The following is a 21,625-nucleotide window of genomic DNA, read 5'->3' as shown; positions in this document are numbered from 1 at the left end:
GACGTTAGGCACGAAGCTGGCTGGTCAGAATCCGCCGGCAGGCATCGACAAACACCTGCGCGCCGGTGACGATATCGGCATCCGCGGTGTTCTCGGTCCAGTGATGGCTGATGCCGCCGATTGAGGGCACGAACAGCATGCCTGCGGGCATGATGGTCGCGAGCATCTGGGCATCATGGCCGGCGCCGCTCGGCATGCGCAGCGATCGTCCGCCGGCAAGCGCCTTGCTCGCAGCTTCGATGGCGTCCTGAATGCCCGCGTTCATCATGGCAGGCGCGCCGGTGCGGATTTTCACCACGGCGACGGAGCAGGGGCCTTTCGCGGTGACCTCAGCCGCCATCGTTTGCAGCAACTGCTCCAGCCGCGCGATCACGGCCGGATTGTCGTCGCGGATCTGGAACAGCATCTCGGCAGTGCCGGGAATGATGCTCGGTGCGCCCGGATCGAGCGTGATGCGGCCCGTGGTCCAGACCGTGCGCGTCCCACACGCAGCCGGGAAACGCTCGTCGATCGCGACGCAGAACTTGGCCAGGGCCAGGCCGGCATCCTTGCGCACCGCCATGCGCGTGGTTCCGGCATGGTTCTGCTCGCCGGTGAAGCTGATGCGGTACTGCCAGATGCCGACGATGGAGGTCACGACACCGATCGCGAGGTTGCCGCTTTCGAGCGTGTCGCCCTGCTCGATATGCGCCTCGAGATAGCCGACGTGCCGTCCCGGCTCGGCGCTGACACGCGGACGTCCGGCGAGCCCCATGTCGAGAAGCGCGTCGCGCATGGTGCGTCCATTGGTGCGATCGCGCGCGGCGTCGATCTCGGCCTCGCTTACCTGCCCGACATAGGAGCGTGAGCCGAGGAAGCTGCCGAAATGCCCCTCCTCGTCGCACCACGCGGCGACTTCGACCGCGCCCTGCACGGAAGGATCGGCATTGAGCACCCGTGCGGCCTCCAGCGCATACACGACGCCGAGCGGGCCATCCAGCCAGCCGGCGTAGTTCTGGCTTTCGAGGTGCGATCCGGCGAGCAGCTTTCGCCCGGGCTTCGCGCTGGTGCCCACGATGTTGCCGATGCCGTCGATCGCACCCGTGAGGCCGGCCTCCGGCAGCTTGCGCACCAGCCAATCGAGCGACTGCCTGTGCGGCTCCGAAAAGGTCGGCTTGTGCACGCCGGTCTTGTAGGTGCCGAAGGCGCGGAGCGCATTGAGATCGGCGAGGACACGCTGACCGTCGGCGTGCGGATTGGTGTCAGGCATGTTCGGCAACCTTCAGCGCCTCGGTGCGGATCTCCTCGACCAGGCGTTCCTTGAGCTGGACGAACTCGGGGGTGGTCTTGATCTTGTAGGAGCGTGGATGCGGCAGGTCGACGGCGATCTCGGCCTTGATCCGGCCGGGGCGCGCGCTCATCACGATGACGCGGCTGCCGAGGAAGATCGCTTCTTCGATGTCGTGGGTCACGAACAGCACGGTCTTCTGATCGCGCTCCCAGATGCCCAGCAGCATTTCCTGCATCAGGGCGCGGGTCTGGTTATCAAGCGCGCCGAAGGGCTCGTCCAGCAAGAGGATCTTCGGATCATTGGCGAGTGCACGCGCAATCGCCGTGCGCTGCTGCATGCCGCCGGAAAGCTGCTTGGGCCAATGGTTCTCGAAGCCTGATAGTCCCACCTGGCGGATGAACGCGTCGGCGACTTTGTTGCGCTCCGCTTCCGGCAAGCCGCGCTCACGCAGGCCGAAGGCGATGTTCTCGCGCACGGTCAGCCAGGGAAACAGCGTGTAGGACTGGAACACCATGCCGCGATCGGCGCCGGGGCCGGTGACTTCGCGGCCATCGAGCGTGACGCGGCCGCTGCTCGGACGGTCGAGGCCGGCGACGATGCGCAGCAGCGTGGACTTGCCGCAGCCGGACGGACCGAGGATGGTGACGAAGTCGTTGTTGCCGATGACCAGATCGGTCGGCTCCAGCGCCTTGGTCGGCGCATTGCCGTGACGGGCCGGGAAGGTGCGCGAGACCTGCTCGATCTTGAGCGTGGTCATGCGAGCCTCCACGGAAACAGCCAGGCATTGAACGCCTTGAACATGAAATCCGAGAGCAGGCCGATCAATCCGATCACGATGATGCCGAAGATGATCTGCCCGGTGTTGAGCAACGCCTGGCTGTCGGTGATCATATGGCCGATGCCGGAGGACGAGCCGATCAGCTCGGCGACAATGACATAGGTCCAGGCCCAGCCCAGCACCAGCCGCAGGATTTCCGCGATCTCAGGCGCGGAGGAGGGCAGCAGCACCCTGCGGATGATGCCGCGGTCGCTGGCCCCCAAAGTATAGGCGGCTTCCACCAGATCGCGTCGCGTCGCGCCGACGGTCACGGCGACCATCAGAATGACCTGGAACACCGAGCCGATGAAGATGACCAGCAGCTTCTGCAACTCGCCGATGCCGGCCCACAGGATCAACAGGGGAATGAAAGCCGATGCCGGCAAATAGCGCGCAAAGGACACGAACGGCTCGAGGAACGCTTCGATCGGCTTGTAGGCGCCCATGAGCACGCCGAGCGGCACCGCGATGACCGCGGCCAGCGCAAAGCCGCCGACGACGCGCCAGACCGTCATGCCGATGTCGAGCAGGAAGCCCTGCTTGGCCAGGAGGTCATAGCCCTCCTGCACCATGGTCAGCGGATTGGCGAGGAATGTCTTCGACACATGACCGCCGAAGGTCGCCCAGGACCAGAGGGCGACGAACAGCACGAAGAACGCGAGGCCGTAGGCCACGCGCTGCCTCGATGTCACGGAATCCAGAGGACGCATCGTTGGTCTATCCGAGTGGTCGAACATAGGCTGGTCCCGCCGCACGGCGGGACCAAGCGGCTTGTCGGGGCCTACTTGATGAAGCTGGCGTCGAAGAGGTCTTCGACCTTCGGCGCCGATTTGATGATGCCCATTTCGAGCAGCAGCTCGGTCGCATCCTTGTTGAAGGCGAGGAAATCGCCTGCAAAGAACTTCTGGTTCGCGGCCTTGTCCTGCCAGCGCAGGTACTTTGCCGAGTTGCCGAACTGCTCGCCGGTCTGCTTCACGTCGGCGCCCATGATCTCGTAGGACTTGGCCTGGTCCTTGGCGATCATGTCGAGCGCTTCGAAATAGCTGTTGGCCAGTGCCTGCGCCGCCTTCGGGTTCTCGCTGAGGAATTTCGGCGTGCAGCCGAACGTGTCCATCACGATCGGATAGTCGAGCGTGGTCGCGATGATCTTGCCCTTGTCAGGGGCGGCGCGCACGGTCGACAGATACGGTTCGTAAGTCATCGCGGCGTCGTTCTGACCGGAGACGAAGGCCTGCGCAGCCGCAGCCGGTTCGAGGTTCACGACGGTGACGTCCTTCACCGTGAGGCCATTCTTCTTCAGCATCCAGGCCAGCGCGAAATAGGGCGAGGTGCCGGGCGCGGAGGCCGCGACCGTCTTGCCTTTCAGCTCCTTGATCGACGTGATGTCGTTGCGCACGGCCATGCCATCGGCACCAAAACTCTTGTCGAGCTGGAAGATCTGCTTGGTCGCGACGCCGTTGGCGTTCCAGGAGATCCAGGTCTCGACCGTGGTCGCCGCGCACTGGACGTCGCCCGAAGCGATGGCGAGGTGGCGGTCCTTCTGCGGGATCTTCTTGATGGTGACGTCGAGGCCGTTCTTCTTGAAGATGCCGGCTTCCTTCGCCAGCGTCAGCGGCGCGAAGCCGGTCCAGCCGGAGATGCCGATTCCGACCTTGACGTCGTCGGCGAGCGCGGGCGGCGTGGCCGCGAGCGCAATGATGGTCGCAAAAATTGTCGAACTACGCATGATTGTCGTCCTCTTGCCCAGATGGATTGACGTCCTGTTGATCTCTGTCGGTCCCCATGGACCGTTGCCGGAAGCATTGCACGATTTGTGCCGACATCGTTCCCTCAGCCTCCCTTGAATCGCGCGACAAGTCGGTGAGAATCGCCGGGATAGAGCAGGCGCACCGCGGTGATGGTGCGCGCGCTGCGCCAGGTATAGCGGTCGATCACGAGGCATGGCGCGCCGATCGCGATGTCGAGCGCCTCCGCCGTGCGATCATCCGCGACGATGGCGCTGATCGTGTGCTCGGCCTCCGTCCAGGGGACATGATGAAGCAGCCAGGAGCCGGGCGGTTCCTGGGAAAAATCCGCGGTCGCCGCAGAAGGCACGGATGACAGATCGATCAGCCGATCCTCGACGGCGAACGGCACCTGGTCGGCACTGTGGCGGCAGGAGATCGCGACGACCTTGCCGGCCTTCTTGACGCCGAGACGTTCGCAGTCAGCAGCAGTCGCGGTGCGCTGCTTGCGGCTGATCAACTCGTAGCCATAGCTGCGGCCGAGCGCGGTGATCTCGGCGCGGATGTCGGCAATCTTGAGCACTGCCGACTGATGCTGCGGCCTTCGCACGAAGGAGCCGGCCCGGCGCCGCCGCTCGATCAGGTCGGCCTGCGCGAGCTCGGACAGCGCCTTGTTCACGGTCATGCGCGAGCAGCCGTAGCGGGCAACGAGCTCATGCTCGAACGGAATGCGATGGCCCGGCGGCCATTCGCCGGTCAGGATGCGCTTCTCGATGTCGGCGCGAATGCGCTTGTAGAGCGTCGGCTTATCGGCCGTCTCGGTCGAAAGGCTCATGCGACGAGCCTCCGCACTGCCGCCTTGAAGCGCTCGCGCGCAGCTTGGCGCCATTTATGCCGGCCGCCCTCGACGACCTTGTTGCCGCCGGCCCAGACGCAATCGATCGCGGTGCTGCCAGCGGCGAAGATCCAGCCGTCAATCACGGCGTCGCGCGCCCGTCCTGCCAGCGACGGGTGCGAGCCGTCGAGCGTGACGATGTCAGCACGTGCACCAGGGGAGAGACCGACTGCTGGCTGCGCCATCGCCTGCGCGCCGCCTGCGACGGCAGCGTCGAACAGCGTGCGACCGGTCGAACGGCCCGCGCCGCCCGACAACACGTTGCGCGCGCGATGCTTGAGCCGCTGGCCGTATTCAAGCTGGCGCAGTTCATCGGCGGCGCCGACCAGCACGTTGGAATCGGTGCCGATGCCGAACGATCCGCCGGCGTCGAGAAATTCGCGCGCGGGAAAGATGCCGTCGCCGAGGCTCGCTTCGGTGATGGGGCAGAGGCCCGCCACCGCGCCGGTCTTCGCCAATGCGCTGACTTCCTGCTCCGTCATGTGCGTCGCGTGAATGACGCACCAGTGCCGATCGACCGGCGCGTGCTCCAGCAGCCATTGCACCGGACGCCGCCCCGACCAGGCCAGGCAATCCTCGACTTCCTTCACCTGTTCCGCGGCATGAATATGCACAGGGCCGCCATTGGCGAGCGGAATGATCGCCGAGAGTTCGTCCGGCGCCACGGCGCGCAGGCTGTGCGGGGCGACGCCGATATTGGCGCCGGGCAGTTTTGCGATGGTCTTGCGTGACGCAGCCATGAGCTTGGCGAACTGATCGACCGAACAGATGAAACGGCGCTGGCCGTCATGCGGCGCGGTGCCGCCGAAGGACCCATGCGCATAGAAGCTCGGCAACAACGTGAGGCCAATGCCGGAGGATTCGGCCGCTTGCGCAATCCGCGCGGCCATCTCGGCGGGATCGGTGTAGGGCGAGCCGTCGCGGTCGTGGTGGAGATAATGGAATTCGCCGACGCGGGTAAAACCCTGCTCCAGCATCTCGACGTAAAGCAGCGTCGCAACGGCCGTCACGTCATCGGGCGTCACCGCCAGTGCGAAACGATACATCGTCTCGCGCCAGGTCCAGAAGGTGTCGGTCGAGTTGCCGCGCAACTCGGCAAGTCCCGCCATGCCGCGCTGAAAGGCGTGGCTGTGCAGGCTCGCAAGCCCCGGCAGCGCGATGTCGTGGCGCTCGTCGCCGCTATCAGGCGCCACATCAGGCGTCACGTCCGCAATCGCGCCAGCGGTGATCACCACCTGCACGTCAGTGGCCCAGCCCGAAGGCAGGAGCGCGGAGGCGAAATGCAGTCGGGACATGATGACACGCCGGCTGGACAGAACCGTCTTACGATTATATGTCTAGACATATAAGTCAAGCATCCCACGAAGGGACCGTCGCATGACACAGCGCTTCGACCGGATCTGGCATAACGCCCGGCTGGCCACGATGCGGGCCGATCGTCCCGATCTCGGCGAGATCGAGCATGGCGTGATTGCCGTGCGCGGCGGCTACATCGTCTATGCCGGCGCGGCGGCGGATTTCCCTGACAATGCCGACGCCATCCAGCGGATCGATTGCGAGGGGCGCTGGATCACACCGGGGCTCGTCGACTGCCACACCCATCTCGTCTATGGCGGCAACCGGGCCCAGGAATTCGAGTTGCGCCTGAAGGGCGCGAGCTACGAGGAGATCGCGCGCGCCGGCGGCGGCATCGTCTCCACGGTCGCCGCGACACGCAAGGCCAGCGAGGCCGAACTCGTCGCAAGCGCGCTGCCGCGGCTTGATGCGCTGATCGGCGAGGGCGTCACGACGATCGAGATCAAGTCCGGCTACGGCCTCGACGTCGAGACCGAGATGCGGCAGCTTTCTGCCGCGCGCAGCCTCGGCCGTCAACGGAAGGTCGCGATCCGCACCTCCTTCCTCGGCGCGCACGCGCTGCCGGTGGAAGCCGATGGCGACAAGGATCGCTACATCGATCTCGTCTGCAAGGCGATGCTGCCTGCGGTGGCACAGGCGGGGCTTGCCGATGCCGTCGATGCCTTCATGGAAGGCATCGCATTCTCGGCCGAGCAGACCGCGCTTGTGTTCGAGGCGGCAAGGTCGCTCGGTCTGCCCGTGAAGCTTCATGCCGATCAGCTCTCGAATCTCGGCGGCGCGGCACTCGCTGCAAGATTCTCCGCGCTCTCGGCCGATCATCTCGAGCATACCGACGAAGCCGGCGCCGCGGCAATGGCGAAGGCCGGCACGGTCGCCGTGCTGCTGCCTGGCGCCTACTACTTCATTCGCGAGACGCAAAAGCCGCCGGTCGAGGTCTTCCGCAAGCATGGCGTGCACATGGCGCTGGCGACCGACTGCAATCCCGGCAGCTCGCCGCTGACCTCGCTGCTGCTTGCGATGAACATGGGCGCGACGTTGTTCCGGATGAATGTCGCCGAATGCCTCACGGGCGTCACCCGCGAAGGCGCGCGGGCGCTCGGCGTGCTCGACGAGACCGGCACGCTCGAGGCCGGCAAATGGTGCGATCTCGCAATCTGGGACATCGAGCGTCCCGCCGAGCTGGTCTATCGCATCGGCTTCAATCCGCTGCACCGCCGCGTCTGGAGGGGCCAGTGACGGAGCCGGGCGCCGCGATGGTCACCATCAAGGGAACGGTCAGCCTCGACGATCTCGCGCGCGTGCTGGAAGGCGCGCCCGTCGTGCTCGATGTCGCATTCTGGCCGCGTGTCGAGGCGGCTGCGGCGATCGTCGCGAACGCTGCTCAGGCGGCTGCCCCCGTCTATGGCATCAACACCGGCTTCGGGAAGCTGGCCTCGAAGCGCATTCCCCCCGAGCAGACCGCGCTGCTCCAACGCAATCTCATCGTCTCGCATTGCTGCGGCGTCGGCCCGGCGACGCCCGAGCCGATCGTCCGGCTGATGATCGCGCTGAAAATCATCTCGCTCGGGCGCGGCGCCTCCGGCGTGCGCCGCGACGTGATCGAGCAACTGCAGGCCATGCTGGCGCAACGCGTGTATCCGCTGGTACCTCAGCAGGGTTCGGTCGGCGCCTCCGGCGATCTCGCCCCGCTCGCGCATATGACCGCGGTGATGATCGGCGAGGGGCAGGCGATCGTCGATGGCAAGACGGTGTCCGGCCGCGAAGCACTCGCTGCAGCCGGTCTCGCACCGCTGACGCTTGGCCCCAAGGAGGGGCTCGCGCTGATCAACGGCACGCAGTTCTCGACCGCCTACGCCATATCAGGCGTGCTGCGCGCATTTCGCCTCGCCCGCGCGGCGCTCGTCACCGGTGCGCTGTCGGTCGATGCCGCGATGGCCTCGACCGCGCCGTTCCGTCCCGAGATCCAGGCGCTGCGCGGTCATCCCGGCCAGATCGCCGCGGCCGCGACGCTGACCGCGCTGCTCGATGGCAGCGACATCAGGTTGTCGCATCTCGAAGGCGACGAGCGCGTGCAGGATCCCTATTGCCTGCGCTGCCAGCCGCAGGTCGCGGGGGCCGCGCTGGATCTGATCACGCAGGCTGCGCGCACGCTGATCGTCGAGGCCAATGCCGTCACCGACAATCCGCTGGTTCTGGTCGAGACCGGCGAGATCGTCTCCGGGGGCAATTTCCATGCGGAGCCGGTGGCCTTTGCCGCCGACACGATCGCGCTGGCGCTGTCGGAGATCGGCGCGATCAGCGAGCGGCGTATCGCGACGCTGGTCGATCCGGCGCTGAACTTTGGCCTGCCGCCGTTCCTGACGCCGGATCCCGGCATCAATTCCGGCTTCATGATCGCCGAGGTGACGGCGGCTGCACTCTATGCCGAGAACAAGCAGCGCGCCGCGGCCTGCTCGATCGACTCGACGCCGACCAGCGCCAACCAGGAAGACCATGTCTCCATGGCGGCGCATGCCGCGCGGCGGCTGTCCGACATGGCCGACAATCTCGCCGCCATTTTGGGCATCGAGCTGCTGGTCGCTGCCCAAGGTATCACGCTGCGCGCGCCGCATGCGACCAGCGGGCCGCTCGCAGCCGTCATCGCCGCGCTCCGCGAGCAGGTGCCTGCGCTTGGCGCCGATCGATACATGGCCGGCGATCTCGCCGAAGCCGCCGCGCTGATCGAAGCCGATGCATTGCCGTCGGCGGCGCTCGCCAGGCTTTCAACCGATCCGTTTCCGAGACTGAGCTGAAGAGGTCCGCATGAACCGCCGACTGGACAATGACCGCACCATCCGCGCCCCTCGAGGCAGCGAGATCAGCGCCAAGAGCTGGCTGACGGAAGCGCCGCTGCGCATGCTCATGAACAATCTCGATCCCGACGTCGCGGAACGCCCGAGCGAGCTCGTCGTCTACGGCGGCATCGGGCGCGCCGCGCGCGACTGGGAGAGCTTCGACCGGATCACCGCGGCGTTGCGCAAGCTCGAGAACGACCAGACGCTGCTGGTGCAATCAGGCAAGCCGGTCGGCATCTTCCGCACCCATGCCGATGCGCCGCGCGTGCTGATCGCCAACTCCAACATCGTGCCGCATTGGGCGACGCTCGATCATTTCAACGAGCTCGATCGCCAGGGCCTGATGATGTACGGGCAGATGACGGCGGGTTCCTGGATCTATATCGGCAGCCAGGGCATCGTGCAGGGCACTTACGAGACCTTCGTCGAGGTCGGCCGTCGGCACTATGGCGGCAGCCTCGCCGGCAGATGGATTCTCACCGCCGGCCTCGGCGGTATGGGCGGCGCGCAGCCGCTGGCGGCGACGATGGCCGGCGCCTCGATGCTCGCGGTCGAATGCCAGCCGAGCCGCATCGAGATGCGGTTGCGCACCGGCTATCTCGACCGCCAGTCCGCAACGCTCGATGAAGCGCTCGCGATCCTGGCGGAGGCCGCGGAGACGAAGAAGCCGGTCTCGGTCGGCCTGCTCGGCAACGCCGCCGAGATTTTCCCGGAGCTCGTGCGCCGTGGCGTCAGGCCCGACATCGTCACCGACCAGACCAGCGCGCACGATCCGATCAACGGCTATTTGCCGAAGGGCTGGACGCTCGCCGATTGGGAAGCAAAACGCGCCTCCGATCCGAAAGCGGTGGAGCGTGCGTCGAAGAGCTCGATGGTCGAACACGTCCAGGCCATGCTCGATTTCCACGCGCAGGGAATCCCGACGCTCGACTACGGCAACAACATCCGCCAGATGGCGCAGGACATGGGCCTGACAAACGCCTTCGTGTTCCCCGGCTTCGTGCCCGCCTATATCCGTCCGCTGTTCTGCCGCGGCATCGGTCCGTTCCGCTGGGCTGCGCTCTCGGGCGATCCCGAGGACATCTTCAAGACAGACGCCAGGGTCAAGGAGCTGATGCCCGACGACAAGCATCTGCACAACTGGCTCGACATGGCGAGAGAGCGGATCAAGTTCCAGGGCCTGCCGGCGCGGATCTGCTGGGTTGGTCTCGGCGATCGCCATCGCCTCGGCCTCGCCTTCAACGAGATGGTCGCGCGCGGCGAGTTGAAGGCGCCTGTCGTGATCGGCCGCGATCATCTCGACTCTGGCTCGGTGGCAAGCCCGAACCGGGAAACCGAGGCGATGAAGGACGGCTCGGACGCCGTGTCCGACTGGCCGCTGCTCAACGCGCTCCTGAATTGCGCCAGCGGCGCGACCTGGGTCTCGCTGCATCATGGCGGCGGCGTCGGCATCGGCTATTCCCAGCACGCCGGCATGGTGATCGTCGCGGACGGCACGCCGGATGCGGCCAGGCGCATCGAGCGCGTGCTCTGGAACGATCCGGCCTCCGGCGTCATGCGCCACGCCGATGCAGGCTACGACATCGCGATCGACTGCGCCCGCGACAAGGGCCTCGATCTGCCGAGCCTTTCGAAGTAGCGCCGCCTCACGCGACGACCTTGGCGTCGGCGCCGTCGAACCGCTCGCGTTCCTTCGCGAGATACTGCTCGATCGCCGCGCCGGGCATCGGCTTTGAGAAATAATAGCCCTGCACGAAATCGCAGCCGAGACGGCGCAGGCTGTCGAGCTGGGCGCGGGTCTCGACGCCCTCGACGACGCAGGCGATCTCCATGTCGTCACACAGGCCGGTGAGCGATTTGACGATCTTGTGGCTGACGGGATTGTCGTTGATGTCGGCGACGAAGCTGCGATCGATCTTGAGCTTGTCCAGCGGCAGGCGGTGCACATGGCTCAGCGACGAATAGCCGGTGCCGAAATCGTCCAGCGAGATGCCGCAACCCATCGCCTTGAGCGCGGCGATCGACTGCTGGGCGCGCACGAAATCGAAGGTGACGGCGGTCTCGGTGATCTCGAAATCGAGCCGGCGCGGAGCCACGCCGCTCTTCTCGATGATGCCGATCAGCGCGAGGATTCCGTCAGGCGAGCAGATGTCGTGGGCCGATAGGTTGAACGAGAGGCAGGTGTGCTCAGGCCAGGCCTTGGCGGCCCCGAGCGCGCGCACCAGCAGCGACTGGGTCAGGGGGCGGATCAGGCCGATGCGCTCGGCGGCCGGGATGAAATCGGCTGGCGAAACCCAGCCGAGGCGGGGGCTCTGCCAGCGAGCCAGCGCTTCGAAGCCTGCAGTATGCTCGCTCATGGCGTCGACGATCGGCTGGAACGCCAGCTCCATCTCGGTGTCGAAGTCCAGGGTGCGCAGCAGGTTTTCGATCACGCCGCGGCTGCGGATCTCCGCCTCCAGCTCGCTCGAGAAGGTGACGGTGCGGCCGCCCAGACGGCGCTTGGCATGATACAGCGAATAATCGGCGCATTCATACAGAGCCTCCGCCGTCGAGGCCGAGCGCGGGTACAGCGCAAAGCCGATCGAGCAGGACAGGCCGGTATGCGCCGTGCCGAGCTGGTAGGGCAGCTTGACCTGCTCGCCGATGCGCTCGCCGAGCCGCGCCAGATCGGCGTCCTCGGGATCGCCGCATACGACGACACCGAACTCGTCGCCGCCGAGCCGCGCAAACTCGACCCTTTGCGGCCCAAAGCCCTCGCAGACCTCGCGGATGCGGCGGCCGGCCTCGATCAACACGCGGTCGCCGACGGAATGGCCGTAATTGTCGTTGATCGGCTTGAAGTCGTCGAGGTCGATGATGCCGACGGCGATGCCGACGTGCCTGCGCTCGGCATCAGCAAACGCGCTCGACAACTCGGCGAAGAAGCGGCGGCGGTTCGGCAGTTCGGTGAGGGAATCCAGGTTGGCGAGGCGGAAGTTCTCGTCCGACAGGGCCTGCGTCGCCGCCTGCTGCGTCAGCAGCGATTTGCGACTGGCGACGAGATCGGCGAAGTCGCGATAATAGATGAACAGCACCATCACCATCGCGCCGGAGACCAGCAGGTTGTTGACTGCGATCGCCTTCAACGTCGGTTCGCCCGTGGCCCAGAAGAACAGCACATAGGGAACGTCGACGACCAGAGTCACGATCAGGGCCGCCGAACGCAGATGCATCAGCGAGAAGATGCAGCCGATCACGGTCACCGCCATGTAGAAGGCGATCTGACTCTTGCCGAAGGGATCTCCGTACGGGTAGAGCGCGAATGACCAGGCGGTGAATCCGGCGCCGATCGGCAGCGTCATCCAGTTCGTGGCGCGCAGATTGCGCAGGATGTCGGCATCGCTGCGCACCAGGTGGCGCTGGCGCAGCCACCAGAATGTCCGAAGCGCCGCGAGCAGCGTCAGCGCGCTCGGCACGATCATCGTCAGCCAGTTCGGTGCGACGTTGACGTAGCTGTAGGCGACCGCGATCGTGTTGCTGATCAGGACCAGGTACAGCAGCGGGATCTGCTTGGAGAAGGCATCGAATTGCGCACGCATCAGGTCCGGGTCATCAGACACGCGGAACAGCTGCTTCGCGGCGGTGAACTGGGCTTTCAAATCGACGGCAGGCATTGCAATACGCGCCCCAAATCCCTTCAAAAACGAAGGCGATCTTGCACGGTTGGGGTAAAGACCGCGTTAGATTGGTTCCACCGGGGAACACCAGCGCTGGTTGCAAATTGCGGCGGGTTCCTCAATCGGCGCGCATCGGTGAGGGCCTGTTAAGGATGGAAGACGGGAGCGGCGGGGATTGTCACGAATGATCCCGCATTCCAGTTACGTTTTGCTCACCATAAGCGTCCGGACGGTCGTAGCGGCGATCGCCTCCGACGATCGCCGCCCCTCGCATCTTGCCGAGCTGCGCACTGCTACTTCGCAATCTCCAGCGCCGCCGTCTGCTTGGCGAGCTGCTTGTCGAAATCCTTCGACAGGCCGCTGGCATACGTCGCAAGCTCACCCGGCTTGACGAACGGATTCGGCGTCTCGCTCTTGATCTGCTGCGCGCGCTTGTCCTGCATGCCATAGACCTCCGGGTGCGGCCCGAGCAGCACGTCGATCTTCATGGCCTTGGCCTTCGCGAAGGTTGCGCGATAGTCGTCGACGATGCCGGGATAGGTCGGCTGTCCCACCAGCCGGTTCAGCGCGACGGTGCCGCTGCAGAAGAACAGCACCTCGCGGTCCTGGCCGCCGTCTTTCACCGTCATCTCCCAGCTCGTGCAGCCGGGCGAGTGGCCTGGTGTCGCGTGTGCCGTCAGCGTAGTCTCGCCGAGCGTGACCTTGTCGCCTTCCTTCACCGTGCGATCGACCTTGACGGGCGGAAAGCTGAGATCGGCGTTCCTCTCGTCGCCCGGATAGTAGCCGCCTTCGAGCAGCGGCTTGTCGCGCTCGCCAGCCACCAGCTGTGCGCCGCTCTCCTGCTTGATCTCGGCGAAGCCGCCGGTGTGGTCGAGATGGGCGTGGCTGTTCAGGATGTATTTGATGTCGGCAACCTTGAAGCCCAGCTTGGCGATGTTGTCCTTGATCATGCCTGTTGACTGCGGCATCGCGGTGTCCATCAGGATCAGGCCCTGCGAGGTCTTGATGATGTAGACGGCGATGCCGTCGGTGCCGACGTAATAGATGTTGTCGATCAGCTGGAACGGGTCGAACGGCGCGGTCCATTTCTTCATGACGACCGCCATGAAGTCCTTGATCGATTGCGCCTGCGCAGCTGGTGCGAGGAGCGCCAGCGCACACAGCGCCGCCGCGAGCTTTTTCATGGATTGCCTCCCGATGTCATGTCGTTGCGACCGCGGCCGAGCTCCGCTGATCGACCGGCAGCACGCTAGTTGTTGCGTGGCGCGGCAGCAACCGCCTCGCGTTCGAAAAATTCCGCGTCATGCGCGGAATAACGGTCGCTGCCCGATGTGAGCATGACAGCTGTTGGCGCCCGGCCCGAGCTTCGACCATCGCGCCGTTGAAAGAATCAGGCGAGAGCGGCCTGGCGTTCCCGCACCGGCTCGCGGGTGCGATCCGTGCCGCGCGGCTCGGCGAGCCGGGTAAAGCTGCGCTGGCCGGCATGTACGGGGGCCTCGACGATGACGCCCTCGCAGACGATCTGTCCGCCCAACATCCTGAATTCGAGCTTGTCGTAGCGCGGCATGCTCTCGCCGGGCTCGGGCGGCAGCAGCCCGATGCGTCCCTGGATGTTCAGCGTCGCTTCGCCGGTGCCGTGAAGCCGCGGATTCCACATCCTGATCCCGGTCTCGGTCCAGCGCTGGCGGATCAGCGCGGCGCGATCGGCGGGCTCCACGATCTTTGCGCGCCCCTTTGGCGCGCTGGAAGTCTTCGGAGTGGGCAACGCAGGAGCCGGCTCCGGCTCGCCATGCATGACGACATCTGGCGCGCCGGCGGCCGCGTTCTCGGCTGCGATGAGCGGGAGATCGTTTGAGACCACCGGCTCGATCTCCGCCGCGACGCCGGGAGCGGGCTCGCTGTCGATGCTGGCTTCGATCACGACGGGTGCGGCCATCTCGGAACCGTCAATGTCGTCCGCGACGAGGGAGGTCTCCTCGAAGGCGTCCGGCTCGATCTCCACGGCAACGGTCGATAGCGGCTCATCGTCCGTGACGAGATCGGACGCCTCGAATGGAGTCTCCTCCATCTCGACAGGCGTATTCAAAACCTGCTCCGCGAGGACTGGCTCAACCTCGGCCGGCAGTTCCGCAGGTGGATCACTGCTGACGGGCTCATCGGCGTCGACGACTTCGATTGCGGCAGACAAGACCGGTGCCTCGTCCACGACCGCCTCGATGACTGCCGGCACCTCGGCGGTGGAATCTTCGGCAACGCTGACACCAGCAGGCGCTTCTGACGGGCCATCCGCGATCACCGCGATCACGGCGACGGCAGAATGCTCCCCGACCTCAGACGTCCCGGCTTCAAGGTCGGCCACGCAAGGCGGCTCGGCGCTGATTGTGTCACGTGCTGGAGTGGCTTCCGCGGCGACGGCCGGCTGTTCATCTGCGGCGCTGCGCGCCGCGTCGATGCTGCTGCCGTGCGGCAGGGGCCGAAGCCGGTTGAACGCCCATTTCACCGCGGGAATGCGGCTCAGCAACGATATCAGTCTCGAAAGCACCAGGAGTTGTCCAAGAGGTAGGCTGCCGTAGGCAATCGCTGATTCGCCAGCAATGTGAAAAACTGCCCCGCCCGTCACATCTCTGTCAATCTGGGCGAGACCAATTGCAGAACATCTGCACAGCCTCACGCGTCCCGAGCATTCATTCCCAATGCAACGATGCGAGCGGATCTTCGTCGCGTGTAGGCAAGCGCGTCGGCGCGGGGGGCATCGCAGCATGCTCGGTCTTGCGAACATGCGGATGCGGCAGCGCATGCCTCTGGACGAGGACCAACGTGAGCGCTTCGCCTGCGGCGGGCCCACTGCCCCACGCGCAGGCGGTGCTTGAGCATTGTCCGGGCCAGGCCTGCGCCGGCCCGGCGATGGCAGGCGACAGCATGAGCCGCAGGGCGGTGATGATGATCATAGTCTTCGTCATGGGATGCTCCAAAACGTTCCATCCCCAAGGGATCGGCCCGGCGCTCACGATATTCCGTCGCCTCCCGGGATCAGGCGGCAACTCACGCGGGGTTCAACAGACGTGAGGCAGGCGTGAGAGGCCTCTTCAGGCGAAGGATGCCGCGGAAGCCGCCCTGATACGCGAGAGCGATGGCACCCACAGGGCGAGCACGTCCAACGTCGGGCTTCCCCGCGTCATTCGCCCCGCCTAGTTTGCACCACCCAGGGGATGAGGACCTCGCAATGAAGAAGCTTGCCGCCATCGCAGCGATTCTGTTCTGGTCGACTTGCGTGATGGCTCAGGACCGCAGCATCACCGTGGCATCGACGACGTCGACCGAACAGTCCGGCCTGTTCGGCTATCTGCTGCCGCTGTTCACCCAGGCCGAGGGCATCGCGGTGAAGATCGTAGCGGTCGGCACCGGCCAGGCATTGGACATCGGACGGCGCGGCGATGCCGACGTGGTGTTCGTCCACGACAGGGTCGCCGAAGACAAGTTCATGTCCGAAGGGCAGGGCGTGAAGCGGTTCGACGTCATGTACAATGATTTCATCATCGTCGGCCCGAAGAGCGATCCCGCGAAAATCGCCGGCGACAAGGACGTCGCCGATGCCCTGCGCAAGATCGCAGCGGCAAAGGCGCCGTTCATCTCGCGCGGCGACAAGTCCGGCACGCATGCGGCCGAGCTGAGATTGTGGAAAGAGGCGGGCGTCGATCCCGCTGACGGCAGGGCCGGCTGGTATCGCGAGATCGGGCAGGGCATGGGCCCGGCGCTGAACATGGCCTCGGCGTCATCAGCCTATCTGCTGTCGGACCGCGGCACCTGGCTGTCGTTCAAGAACCGAGGCGAGCTTGCCATCCTGACCGAGGGCGACAAGCGGCTGTTCAACCAGTACGGCGTCATGCTGGTCAATCCGGACAAGCATCCCAATGTGAAGGCGAAGGATGGGCAGGCGTTCATCGACTGGCTGATCTCACCGAAGGGGCAGGATGCGATCGCCGGCTACAAGGTCGGCGGTGAGCAGCTATTTTTCCCCAACGCGTCCCACTAGCAGGAAGGCGACGGTCGAGACGGCGACGCTGAGCGCGAGCAGGATCAGCCCGAGCCCCAGCGCCAGCGGCAGATCGCCCTTGCTGGTCTCGAGCGCAATGGCCGTCGTCATCGTGCGGGTGAAGCCGCTGATGTTGCCGCCGACGATGATGATGGCGCCGACCTCGGCGATGGCTCGCCCGAAGGCTGCGAGAAAGGCCGTCAGCAAGGAGGTGCGGCCGAGCGCAAACAGCAGGCCGATGCTGCGCAGCGTCGACAGCCCGTCGATCCGCGCGAGGTCGCCGTATTCGGCCCACAGCAGGCTCGCCGGCCTATGTACCAGCGCGACCACGATCGGGGTCGCGAGCAGCGTCTGTGCGATCACCATGGCGGTCGGCGTGAACAACAGGCCAGCCGCGCCGAGCGGGCCGGAGCGCGACAGCAGAAGATAGAGCGCAAGCCCGACCACGACCGGCGGCAGCCCGAGCAGCGCGTTGGTCAACACGATGATGACCTGCCGCCCGCGAAAGCGCGTGATCGCAAGCAGGGCGCCGAACGGCGCGCCGATCAGCAGCGCGACGATGCCGGCCGTCAGGCTCACCCGCACCGACAAGCCCACGATGCCGAGCAGTTCGGGGTCGGCTTCGCCAATCAACGTGAACGCGGCGACGAGGGATCGTGCGAAGTCGCTCATCCGGCCTGATGCCTCAGAGCCGGGGCAAACCTGCCGGAATTATCGATGCCGAAGCCGCGAACTTGCTTCACACTGGTTTCCTGCCATCCGTCGGGGAATTCAAAGAATACAGCGGACGGGCAGTTTGGAAACTCCATTCATTTGTAAGCAGCAGCATGCTTTACATTCGCTGCGCCCCACAGCCAGCCTGCAAGCGGAATGGCGGCGACCGCTCCGATGAGCTGCGCGGCGATGAAGGCAGGCGCGCCCTGCGGGGCGATGCCTGCAAACGTGTCGGTCAGCGATCGGGCGAGGGTGACGGCGGGATTGGCAAACGACGTCGAGGCCGTGAACCAATAGGCCGATGTGATGTACAGGCCGACTGCGTAAGGAACGGCAGTCGAGGCTCGGGAGGCGACGCCCAAAATCGTCAGCAACAGGCCGAAGGTTGCCACCGCCTCGGCGAGCCATTGTCCGGCGCCGCCACGTTCCGTCAGCGAAATCTGGATGACAGGAAGCCCGAACATCAGATGCGCGATCCATACGCCGATGATGGCGCCTGATATCTGCGCAGCGGTGTAGACCGCCGCATCACTCCAGGCCGTCTCTCCGCGCAATGCATAGGCCAGCGTCACCGCCGGATTGAAGTGCGCCCCCGAGACGGGAGCAAACATCAAAATCAGCACGACGAGGATCGAACCGGTGGCGATCGCGTTGCACAACAGCGCCAGCGCGACGTTCCCGCCCGCGAGCTTTTGGGCCATGATCCCGGAGCCGACCACTGCGGCGAGCAGGAAGGCCGTTCCCAGCCATTCGGCAATGGCTCGCGGCGCGATGTTCGGGATCACAAGGCCCGGCATCATCGGGCGCCACGGTCCAATCTGATACGCTCGCCGTCCTCCTTGACGAACTCGCCCTGCTGCGCAGGCAGGAGATCAAGCACCAGCTCGGAGGGACGGCAAAGTCTTGCGCCTTTCGGTGTGACCACGATCGGACGGTTGATCAGGATCGGATGCGCCATCATGGCGTCGAGAAGCTGGTGGTCGGTCAGATCAGGGTTGCCGAGCCCGAGCTCGGCATAGGGCGTGCCTTTCTCGCGCAGCAGCTCGCGCACCGAGAGTCCCATGCGTACGGCAAGTTGCTGCAACAGGGCGCGCGACGGCGGTGTCTTGAGATATTCGATCACGTGCGGCTCGATGCCGGCGTTGCGGATCATGGCGAGCGTGTTGCGCGAGGTGCCGCAGGCCGGATTGTGGTAGATGATCGCGTCCATCGCTGGCACCTTCAGCAGCAGGCCTGGGACGGCTTCGCCTGCGACGCGCAACAGGCGGATTGTTTTTCATTGGCAACACGAGCACGGTTCTCGCCGGTGCCGTTGCCGTAATCGGTGCTCTCGCCGGTGGTGTGGAACGTCTCCCAGGCGATGCCGGCGGGATCATTGATCCAGGATTTCTCCGATTTGGCGTAGCAGCAGGTCGTTTGCCCCTGCTCGATGATGTCGCCGCCGGCCTGACGGATCCGCCCATAGACCTCTTGCAGCTCATCGCCGGTCTCGACCTGGATGCCGAGATGGTCGAGGCCGGGCGTGCGCCCGCGCGTCGAGATCGCGAAATTCACGCAGGGGTCTTCGAGCATCCATTTGGCGTAGTCGGATTTCACTGTCGATGGCTCGCTTGCGAACAGCGCTGAGTAGAACCCGATGGAGCGGGAGAGATCGTCGACGGACACGTGAACGTGCAGGCGCTTCATGCTCTGTCCTTTCAGGTCAAGACTTTGCTGCGTTTTCGCGCAGGTTTTGAAGGCGGGGTGGGCGAGCAGGACACCCCGCCGCAGCAGTTTTCGGTGAGGAAGCCGATCAGCGCATTCATGGTCTCGAACCGCGCCGCATAGATCATCGAGCGCCCTTCGCGCCGGACCGTGGCAAGGCCGGCCATGCGCAGCCGGTCGAAGTGAAACGTCAGCGTGTTGGGGGCGAGATCCAGCGCTTCCGCGATCGCGCCCGCGGCCATCCCGTCGGGGCCGGCCTGCACCAGCAGGCGGAACACGTCGAGACGATTGTCCTGCGCCAGCGCGGCGAGCGCCGTGACGGCATCTGTCTTTTCCATATTTCAACGATTATTGAAATGATGGCGGTGCGTCAACAGAAATTTGGCCGGCCCGCCCGGCGACACACCCGGACGAGCTGTCAAGCCCGGCCTGCAAAAACATTCTCCTTTACCGAAATTCGGAAACGGCGTATGTATCTCGTCACCTCACCCGGCACGAGGGACGGATCGCGAGTCGTCCGGTACGTGGGTGAGCCGCGGTGGACGCTGGCTTGCGTCGGCACGCAAAGGTTCGGGAGCAGGGCGAGCGGAGGATTGAGCCGAACCTCGTGAGCACCCGGCCGCGTGCGACGAACGCGCAAGCGGCGTACGGCAAAACCGTGTGGTCCTGGCTGTCGTCGCCACAGTCACGCCTTGCGGAGGCGGCTTGAGGCCAACCGGCCCTTACCGCCAACTTTTCGCAAGGCAACGGAGGCCAAAGGAATTCGGCTCCGGGGAGGGCACGGCATAAGCCGTCAAACCACTCGCGCAGGGAAGGTCGGGATGTCCTGGCTGCCCTGTACGTCGCTGTGCAGCTTCCTATTGCGCTACACACGCACAGCGAACCGCGGGTGCCAGCCGGCGCCCGGCCTTCCCTGCGCCCTCGGCATTCCCCAGGGCGGAACGAGCCGCAAAACTCGGGCCGATCAGGCCGCGAGAGCGTGAAATCATGCCCTCTGCCAGCGGAAAGGCGACTTTATTCTCGCCACGGATGCGCTAAGGAAGGACCTGGATGCGGTGCAGCACTCTTGGCGCCCGCGGCTCGAAATTCAGGTCAAACCGGGACGCTGCCGCAAGGCCGGCCCGCTCAACGAGAAGGACGTCATTCCATGATCAATACCGTTGGCATCATCGGAGCAGGGACCATGGGCAATGGCATCGCCCAGATATGCGCTGCCGCCGGGCTGTCGGTCGTGATGGTCGACATCTCCGATGCGGCTGTGAACCGCGGCATTTCGACCGTCGGCGGCAGCCTCGAGCGCCTGGTCAAGAAGGAGAAGATGTCGCCGGCCGATCGCGACGCGACGCTCAAGCGCATCACCGGCACGACTGATCGCACCAAGCTGTCCGATTGCGATCTCGTCATCGAGGCCGCGACGGAGAATGAGGAACTCAAGGTCAAGATCCTCAGGGATCTCTGCGCCACGCTGTCGCCGCGCACACTGGTTGCGACCAACACATCGTCGATCTCGATCACCAAGCTTGCGGCTGCGACCGATCGTCCCGACCGCTTCATCGGCATGCACTTCTTCAATCCGGTTCCGGTGATGCAATTGCTGGAACTCATCCGCGGCCTTCAGACCTCGGACGATACCCACGCCAAGGCGCTCGATTTCGCCCAGCGCGTCGGCAAGGTGGCAATCACGGCCAAGAACAGCCCGGGCTTTGCCGTCAACCGCATCCTGTGCCCGATGATCAACGAGGCGATCTTCGCGCTCCAGGAGGGCATCGCGACGGCGGAAGAAATCGACGCCGGCATGAAGCTCGGCTGCAACCATCCGATCGGGCCGCTGGCGCTCGCCGATCTCGTAGGACTCGACACCATGCTCTCGGTGATGGAGGTCTTTTATAAAGGCTTCAACGACCCTAAATATCGTCCAGCCCCCTTGCTCAAGGAAATGGTCGATGCCGGCCATCTCGGCCGCAAGACCGGGCAGGGCTTTTACAGCTACGGCGCCTGATCCTGGCGCGGGCGGCGGACTTCAATGCCCGCCGCTCAATCCCGCCATTTGCGCTACGACAAAGCTGTCGCGGCGCTTTGGCCCGACAATGTCGAACGGGCGGCTCGCGGGAACAACGAACGGAAAACCAAGGATATGTCAGATCGACTGAAGGCCGAGCGCGAAGCGGCGGCGACGCGGCGGAACCTGCTGACCCAGGATGCGATCGAGCGCACCGGGATTACCGAGGAGATGATCGGGGAACTCGTCACCCGCTTCTACGGGCGTGTCCGCGAGGATGCCCTGCTCGGGCCTGTTTTCGCGATCGTGCAGAATTGGGACGAACATCTCGCCAAGCTCAAAGACTTCTGGTCGTCGGTCGTGCTGATGAGCGGCCGTTATCATGGCTCGCCGATGCGAGCGCATATGCCGCTCAGCCTGGTCGGAGATCATTTCGACCGCTGGCTCGATTTGTTCGAACAGACCGCGCGCGAGGTCTGCCCGCCGCCGGCAGCCGCGCTCTTTATCGACAAGGCGCGTCGTATCGCCGACAGCTTTGAAATGGCGTCCGCCGGCATTGCCGGCCGCATCGCCGCGCCACGCCACCTGCTCAGGCCCTGATGGCGCACATCAACCAACGCTGC

Annotated in this window: 21 protein-coding genes; 6 read left to right on the top strand and 15 right to left on the bottom strand. The window is 65.2% G+C overall.

Annotated elements, in window-relative coordinates:
* Positions 1–4 precede the first annotated feature (4 nt).
* The 6 genes from ACVW16_RS08400 to ACVW16_RS08375 all read right to left on the bottom strand — a co-directional run bounded on the left by ACVW16_RS08400 (position 5) and on the right by ACVW16_RS08375 (position 6,001).
* A complete protein-coding gene (locus tag ACVW16_RS08400; protein WP_456704846.1) occupies positions 5–1,249 on the bottom strand; it encodes a hydantoinase/carbamoylase family amidase in 1,245 nt (414 codons plus the stop codon).
* On the bottom strand, positions 1,242–2,027 hold the full coding sequence (locus tag ACVW16_RS08395; protein ID WP_456704845.1) for an ABC transporter ATP-binding protein: 786 nt from the start codon (positions 2,025–2,027) through the stop codon (positions 1,242–1,244). The genes ACVW16_RS08400 and ACVW16_RS08395 overlap by 8 nt, the downstream gene beginning before the upstream one ends.
* Positions 2,024–2,797 (bottom strand): ABC transporter permease, encoded by a 774-nt coding sequence (locus ACVW16_RS08390; protein WP_092238048.1) that lies wholly within the window; start codon positions 2,795–2,797, stop codon positions 2,024–2,026. Before ACVW16_RS08390 ends, ACVW16_RS08395 begins: the two co-directional genes overlap by 4 nt.
* A gap of 71 nt (positions 2,798–2,868) precedes the next feature.
* Positions 2,869–3,813 carry an ABC transporter substrate-binding protein gene (locus ACVW16_RS08385; protein ID WP_456735882.1) on the bottom strand — a complete coding sequence of 315 codons (945 nt, stop codon included), beginning with the start codon at positions 3,811–3,813 and terminating at the stop codon, positions 2,869–2,871.
* A 104-nt stretch (positions 3,814–3,917) separates the two neighbouring features.
* Positions 3,918–4,646 (bottom strand): histidine utilization repressor, encoded by a 729-nt coding sequence (gene hutC, locus ACVW16_RS08380; protein WP_456735881.1) that lies wholly within the window; start codon positions 4,644–4,646, stop codon positions 3,918–3,920.
* A complete protein-coding gene (locus ACVW16_RS08375) occupies positions 4,643–6,001 on the bottom strand; it encodes a formimidoylglutamate deiminase (RefSeq protein WP_456735880.1) in 1,359 nt (452 codons plus the stop codon). Before ACVW16_RS08375 ends, hutC begins: the two co-directional genes overlap by 4 nt.
* An 82-nt stretch (positions 6,002–6,083) precedes the next feature.
* On the opposite strand from ACVW16_RS08375, the gene hutI reads away from it, so the two are divergent.
* From hutI to hutU, 3 genes are read left to right on the top strand one after another with little or no spacing between them, the layout of a single operon-like run.
* A complete protein-coding gene (gene hutI, locus ACVW16_RS08370) occupies positions 6,084–7,298 on the top strand; it encodes an imidazolonepropionase (protein ID WP_456735879.1) in 1,215 nt (404 codons plus the stop codon).
* A complete protein-coding gene (hutH, locus tag ACVW16_RS08365; protein WP_456704840.1) occupies positions 7,295–8,854 on the top strand; it encodes a histidine ammonia-lyase in 1,560 nt (519 codons plus the stop codon). Before hutI ends, hutH begins: the two co-directional genes overlap by 4 nt.
* Before the next feature lie 10 nt (positions 8,855–8,864).
* Positions 8,865–10,535, top strand: a complete 1,671-nt coding sequence (gene hutU / locus ACVW16_RS08360) for a urocanate hydratase (protein ID WP_456802338.1) — start codon at positions 8,865–8,867, stop codon at positions 10,533–10,535.
* Between the two features lie 7 nt (positions 10,536–10,542).
* Here the strand turns inward: hutU and ACVW16_RS08355 are convergent, their stop codons facing one another.
* The 4 genes from ACVW16_RS08355 to ACVW16_RS08340 form a co-directional block, all read right to left on the bottom strand.
* On the bottom strand, positions 10,543–12,549 hold the full coding sequence (locus ACVW16_RS08355) for a putative bifunctional diguanylate cyclase/phosphodiesterase (RefSeq protein WP_456735877.1): 2,007 nt from the start codon (positions 12,547–12,549) through the stop codon (positions 10,543–10,545).
* Between the two features lie 296 nt (positions 12,550–12,845).
* Entirely contained in the window at positions 12,846–13,736 is an 891-nt protein-coding gene (gene blaBJP, locus ACVW16_RS08350) for a BJP family subclass B3 metallo-beta-lactamase (protein ID WP_456704837.1), read from the bottom strand.
* A gap of 206 nt (positions 13,737–13,942) precedes the next feature.
* Positions 13,943–15,094 carry a hypothetical protein gene (locus tag ACVW16_RS08345; protein WP_456802337.1) on the bottom strand — a complete coding sequence of 384 codons (1,152 nt, stop codon included), beginning with the start codon at positions 15,092–15,094 and terminating at the stop codon, positions 13,943–13,945.
* 142 nt (positions 15,095–15,236) lie between these two features.
* On the bottom strand, positions 15,237–15,500 hold the full coding sequence (locus ACVW16_RS08340; protein WP_456735874.1) for a hypothetical protein: 264 nt from the start codon (positions 15,498–15,500) through the stop codon (positions 15,237–15,239).
* A gap of 275 nt (positions 15,501–15,775) precedes the next feature.
* On the opposite strand from ACVW16_RS08340, the gene ACVW16_RS08335 reads away from it, so the two are divergent.
* The gene (locus ACVW16_RS08335; protein ID WP_456735873.1) at positions 15,776–16,585 is read left to right on the top strand and encodes a substrate-binding domain-containing protein; all 810 of its coding nucleotides are present in this window, start codon (positions 15,776–15,778) and stop codon (positions 16,583–16,585) included.
* Here ACVW16_RS08335 and ACVW16_RS08330 read toward each other — a convergent pair.
* From ACVW16_RS08330 to ACVW16_RS08310, 5 genes are all read right to left on the bottom strand, one after another.
* Positions 16,559–17,257 (bottom strand): ABC transporter permease, encoded by a 699-nt coding sequence (locus tag ACVW16_RS08330; RefSeq protein WP_456704833.1) that lies wholly within the window; start codon positions 17,255–17,257, stop codon positions 16,559–16,561. The two genes, ACVW16_RS08335 and ACVW16_RS08330, sit on opposite strands and share 27 nt — an antisense overlap.
* A gap of 137 nt (positions 17,258–17,394) precedes the next feature.
* Positions 17,395–18,099, bottom strand: coding sequence for an aquaporin (locus tag ACVW16_RS08325; RefSeq protein WP_456735872.1), 705 nt, complete (start codon positions 18,097–18,099; stop codon positions 17,395–17,397).
* Positions 18,096–18,509, bottom strand: a complete 414-nt coding sequence (gene arsC, locus ACVW16_RS08320; RefSeq protein WP_456704831.1) for an arsenate reductase (glutaredoxin) — start codon at positions 18,507–18,509, stop codon at positions 18,096–18,098. The genes ACVW16_RS08325 and arsC overlap by 4 nt, the downstream gene beginning before the upstream one ends.
* An 11-nt stretch (positions 18,510–18,520) precedes the next feature.
* The gene (locus ACVW16_RS08315) at positions 18,521–18,985 is read right to left on the bottom strand and encodes an ArsI/CadI family heavy metal resistance metalloenzyme (RefSeq protein ID WP_456735871.1); all 465 of its coding nucleotides are present in this window, start codon (positions 18,983–18,985) and stop codon (positions 18,521–18,523) included.
* Positions 18,986–18,996: 11 nt separating this feature from the next.
* The gene (locus ACVW16_RS08310; protein WP_456704829.1) at positions 18,997–19,341 is read right to left on the bottom strand and encodes an ArsR/SmtB family transcription factor; all 345 of its coding nucleotides are present in this window, start codon (positions 19,339–19,341) and stop codon (positions 18,997–18,999) included.
* Between the two features lie 809 nt (positions 19,342–20,150).
* Here ACVW16_RS08310 and ACVW16_RS08305 point away from each other — a divergent pair.
* Both ACVW16_RS08305 and ACVW16_RS08300 read left to right on the top strand, forming a co-directional pair.
* Positions 20,151–21,002: a 3-hydroxybutyryl-CoA dehydrogenase gene (locus ACVW16_RS08305; RefSeq protein WP_456735870.1), complete on the top strand. Its 852-nt coding sequence runs from the start codon at positions 20,151–20,153 to the stop codon at positions 21,000–21,002.
* A gap of 135 nt (positions 21,003–21,137) precedes the next feature.
* The gene (locus ACVW16_RS08300) at positions 21,138–21,602 is read left to right on the top strand and encodes a group III truncated hemoglobin (protein ID WP_456704827.1); all 465 of its coding nucleotides are present in this window, start codon (positions 21,138–21,140) and stop codon (positions 21,600–21,602) included.
* The last annotated feature ends 23 nt before the right edge of the window (positions 21,603–21,625 follow it).

The organism is Bradyrhizobium sp. USDA 4474, assembly GCF_054057515.1.
Note: the sequence above shows the minus strand (reverse complement) of the source record. Positions and strands in the feature narration are given on the sequence as shown.

Bases quoted from the DNA above. Each gene is read 5' to 3' on its own strand.
- hutC (WP_456735881.1), bottom strand. From the start codon at position 4,646: ATGAGCCTTTCGACCGAGACGGCCGATAAGCCGACGCTCTACAAGCGC.
- arsC (WP_456704831.1), bottom strand. From the start codon at position 18,509: ATGGACGCGATCATCTACCACAATCCGGCCTGCGGCACCTCGCGCAAC.
- ACVW16_RS08300 (WP_456704827.1), top strand. From the start codon at position 21,138: ATGTCAGATCGACTGAAGGCCGAGCGCGAAGCGGCGGCGACGCGGCGG.
- ACVW16_RS08335 (WP_456735873.1), top strand. From the start codon at position 15,776: ATGAAGAAGCTTGCCGCCATCGCAGCGATTCTGTTCTGGTCGACTTGC.
- blaBJP (WP_456704837.1), bottom strand. From the start codon at position 13,736: ATGAAAAAGCTCGCGGCGGCGCTGTGTGCGCTGGCGCTCCTCGCACCA.
- ACVW16_RS08395 (WP_456704845.1), bottom strand. From the start codon at position 2,027: ATGACCACGCTCAAGATCGAGCAGGTCTCGCGCACCTTCCCGGCCCGT.
- ACVW16_RS08375 (WP_456735880.1), bottom strand. From the start codon at position 6,001: ATGTCCCGACTGCATTTCGCCTCCGCGCTCCTGCCTTCGGGCTGGGCC.
- ACVW16_RS08325 (WP_456735872.1), bottom strand. From the start codon at position 18,099: ATGATGCCGGGCCTTGTGATCCCGAACATCGCGCCGCGAGCCATTGCC.
- ACVW16_RS08390 (WP_092238048.1), bottom strand. From the start codon at position 2,797: ATGCGTCCTCTGGATTCCGTGACATCGAGGCAGCGCGTGGCCTACGGC.
- ACVW16_RS08330 (WP_456704833.1), bottom strand. From the start codon at position 17,257: ATGAGCGACTTCGCACGATCCCTCGTCGCCGCGTTCACGTTGATTGGC.
- ACVW16_RS08340 (WP_456735874.1), bottom strand. From the start codon at position 15,500: ATGATCATCATCACCGCCCTGCGGCTCATGCTGTCGCCTGCCATCGCC.
- ACVW16_RS08385 (WP_456735882.1), bottom strand. From the start codon at position 3,813: ATGCGTAGTTCGACAATTTTTGCGACCATCATTGCGCTCGCGGCCACG.
- ACVW16_RS08315 (WP_456735871.1), bottom strand. From the start codon at position 18,985: ATGAAGCGCCTGCACGTTCACGTGTCCGTCGACGATCTCTCCCGCTCC.
- ACVW16_RS08310 (WP_456704829.1), bottom strand. From the start codon at position 19,341: ATGGAAAAGACAGATGCCGTCACGGCGCTCGCCGCGCTGGCGCAGGAC.
- ACVW16_RS08355 (WP_456735877.1), bottom strand. From the start codon at position 12,549: ATGCCTGCCGTCGATTTGAAAGCCCAGTTCACCGCCGCGAAGCAGCTG.
- hutI (WP_456735879.1), top strand. From the start codon at position 6,084: ATGACACAGCGCTTCGACCGGATCTGGCATAACGCCCGGCTGGCCACG.
- ACVW16_RS08400 (WP_456704846.1), bottom strand. From the start codon at position 1,249: ATGCCTGACACCAATCCGCACGCCGACGGTCAGCGTGTCCTCGCCGAT.
- hutU (WP_456802338.1), top strand. From the start codon at position 8,865: ATGAACCGCCGACTGGACAATGACCGCACCATCCGCGCCCCTCGAGGC.
- ACVW16_RS08305 (WP_456735870.1), top strand. From the start codon at position 20,151: ATGATCAATACCGTTGGCATCATCGGAGCAGGGACCATGGGCAATGGC.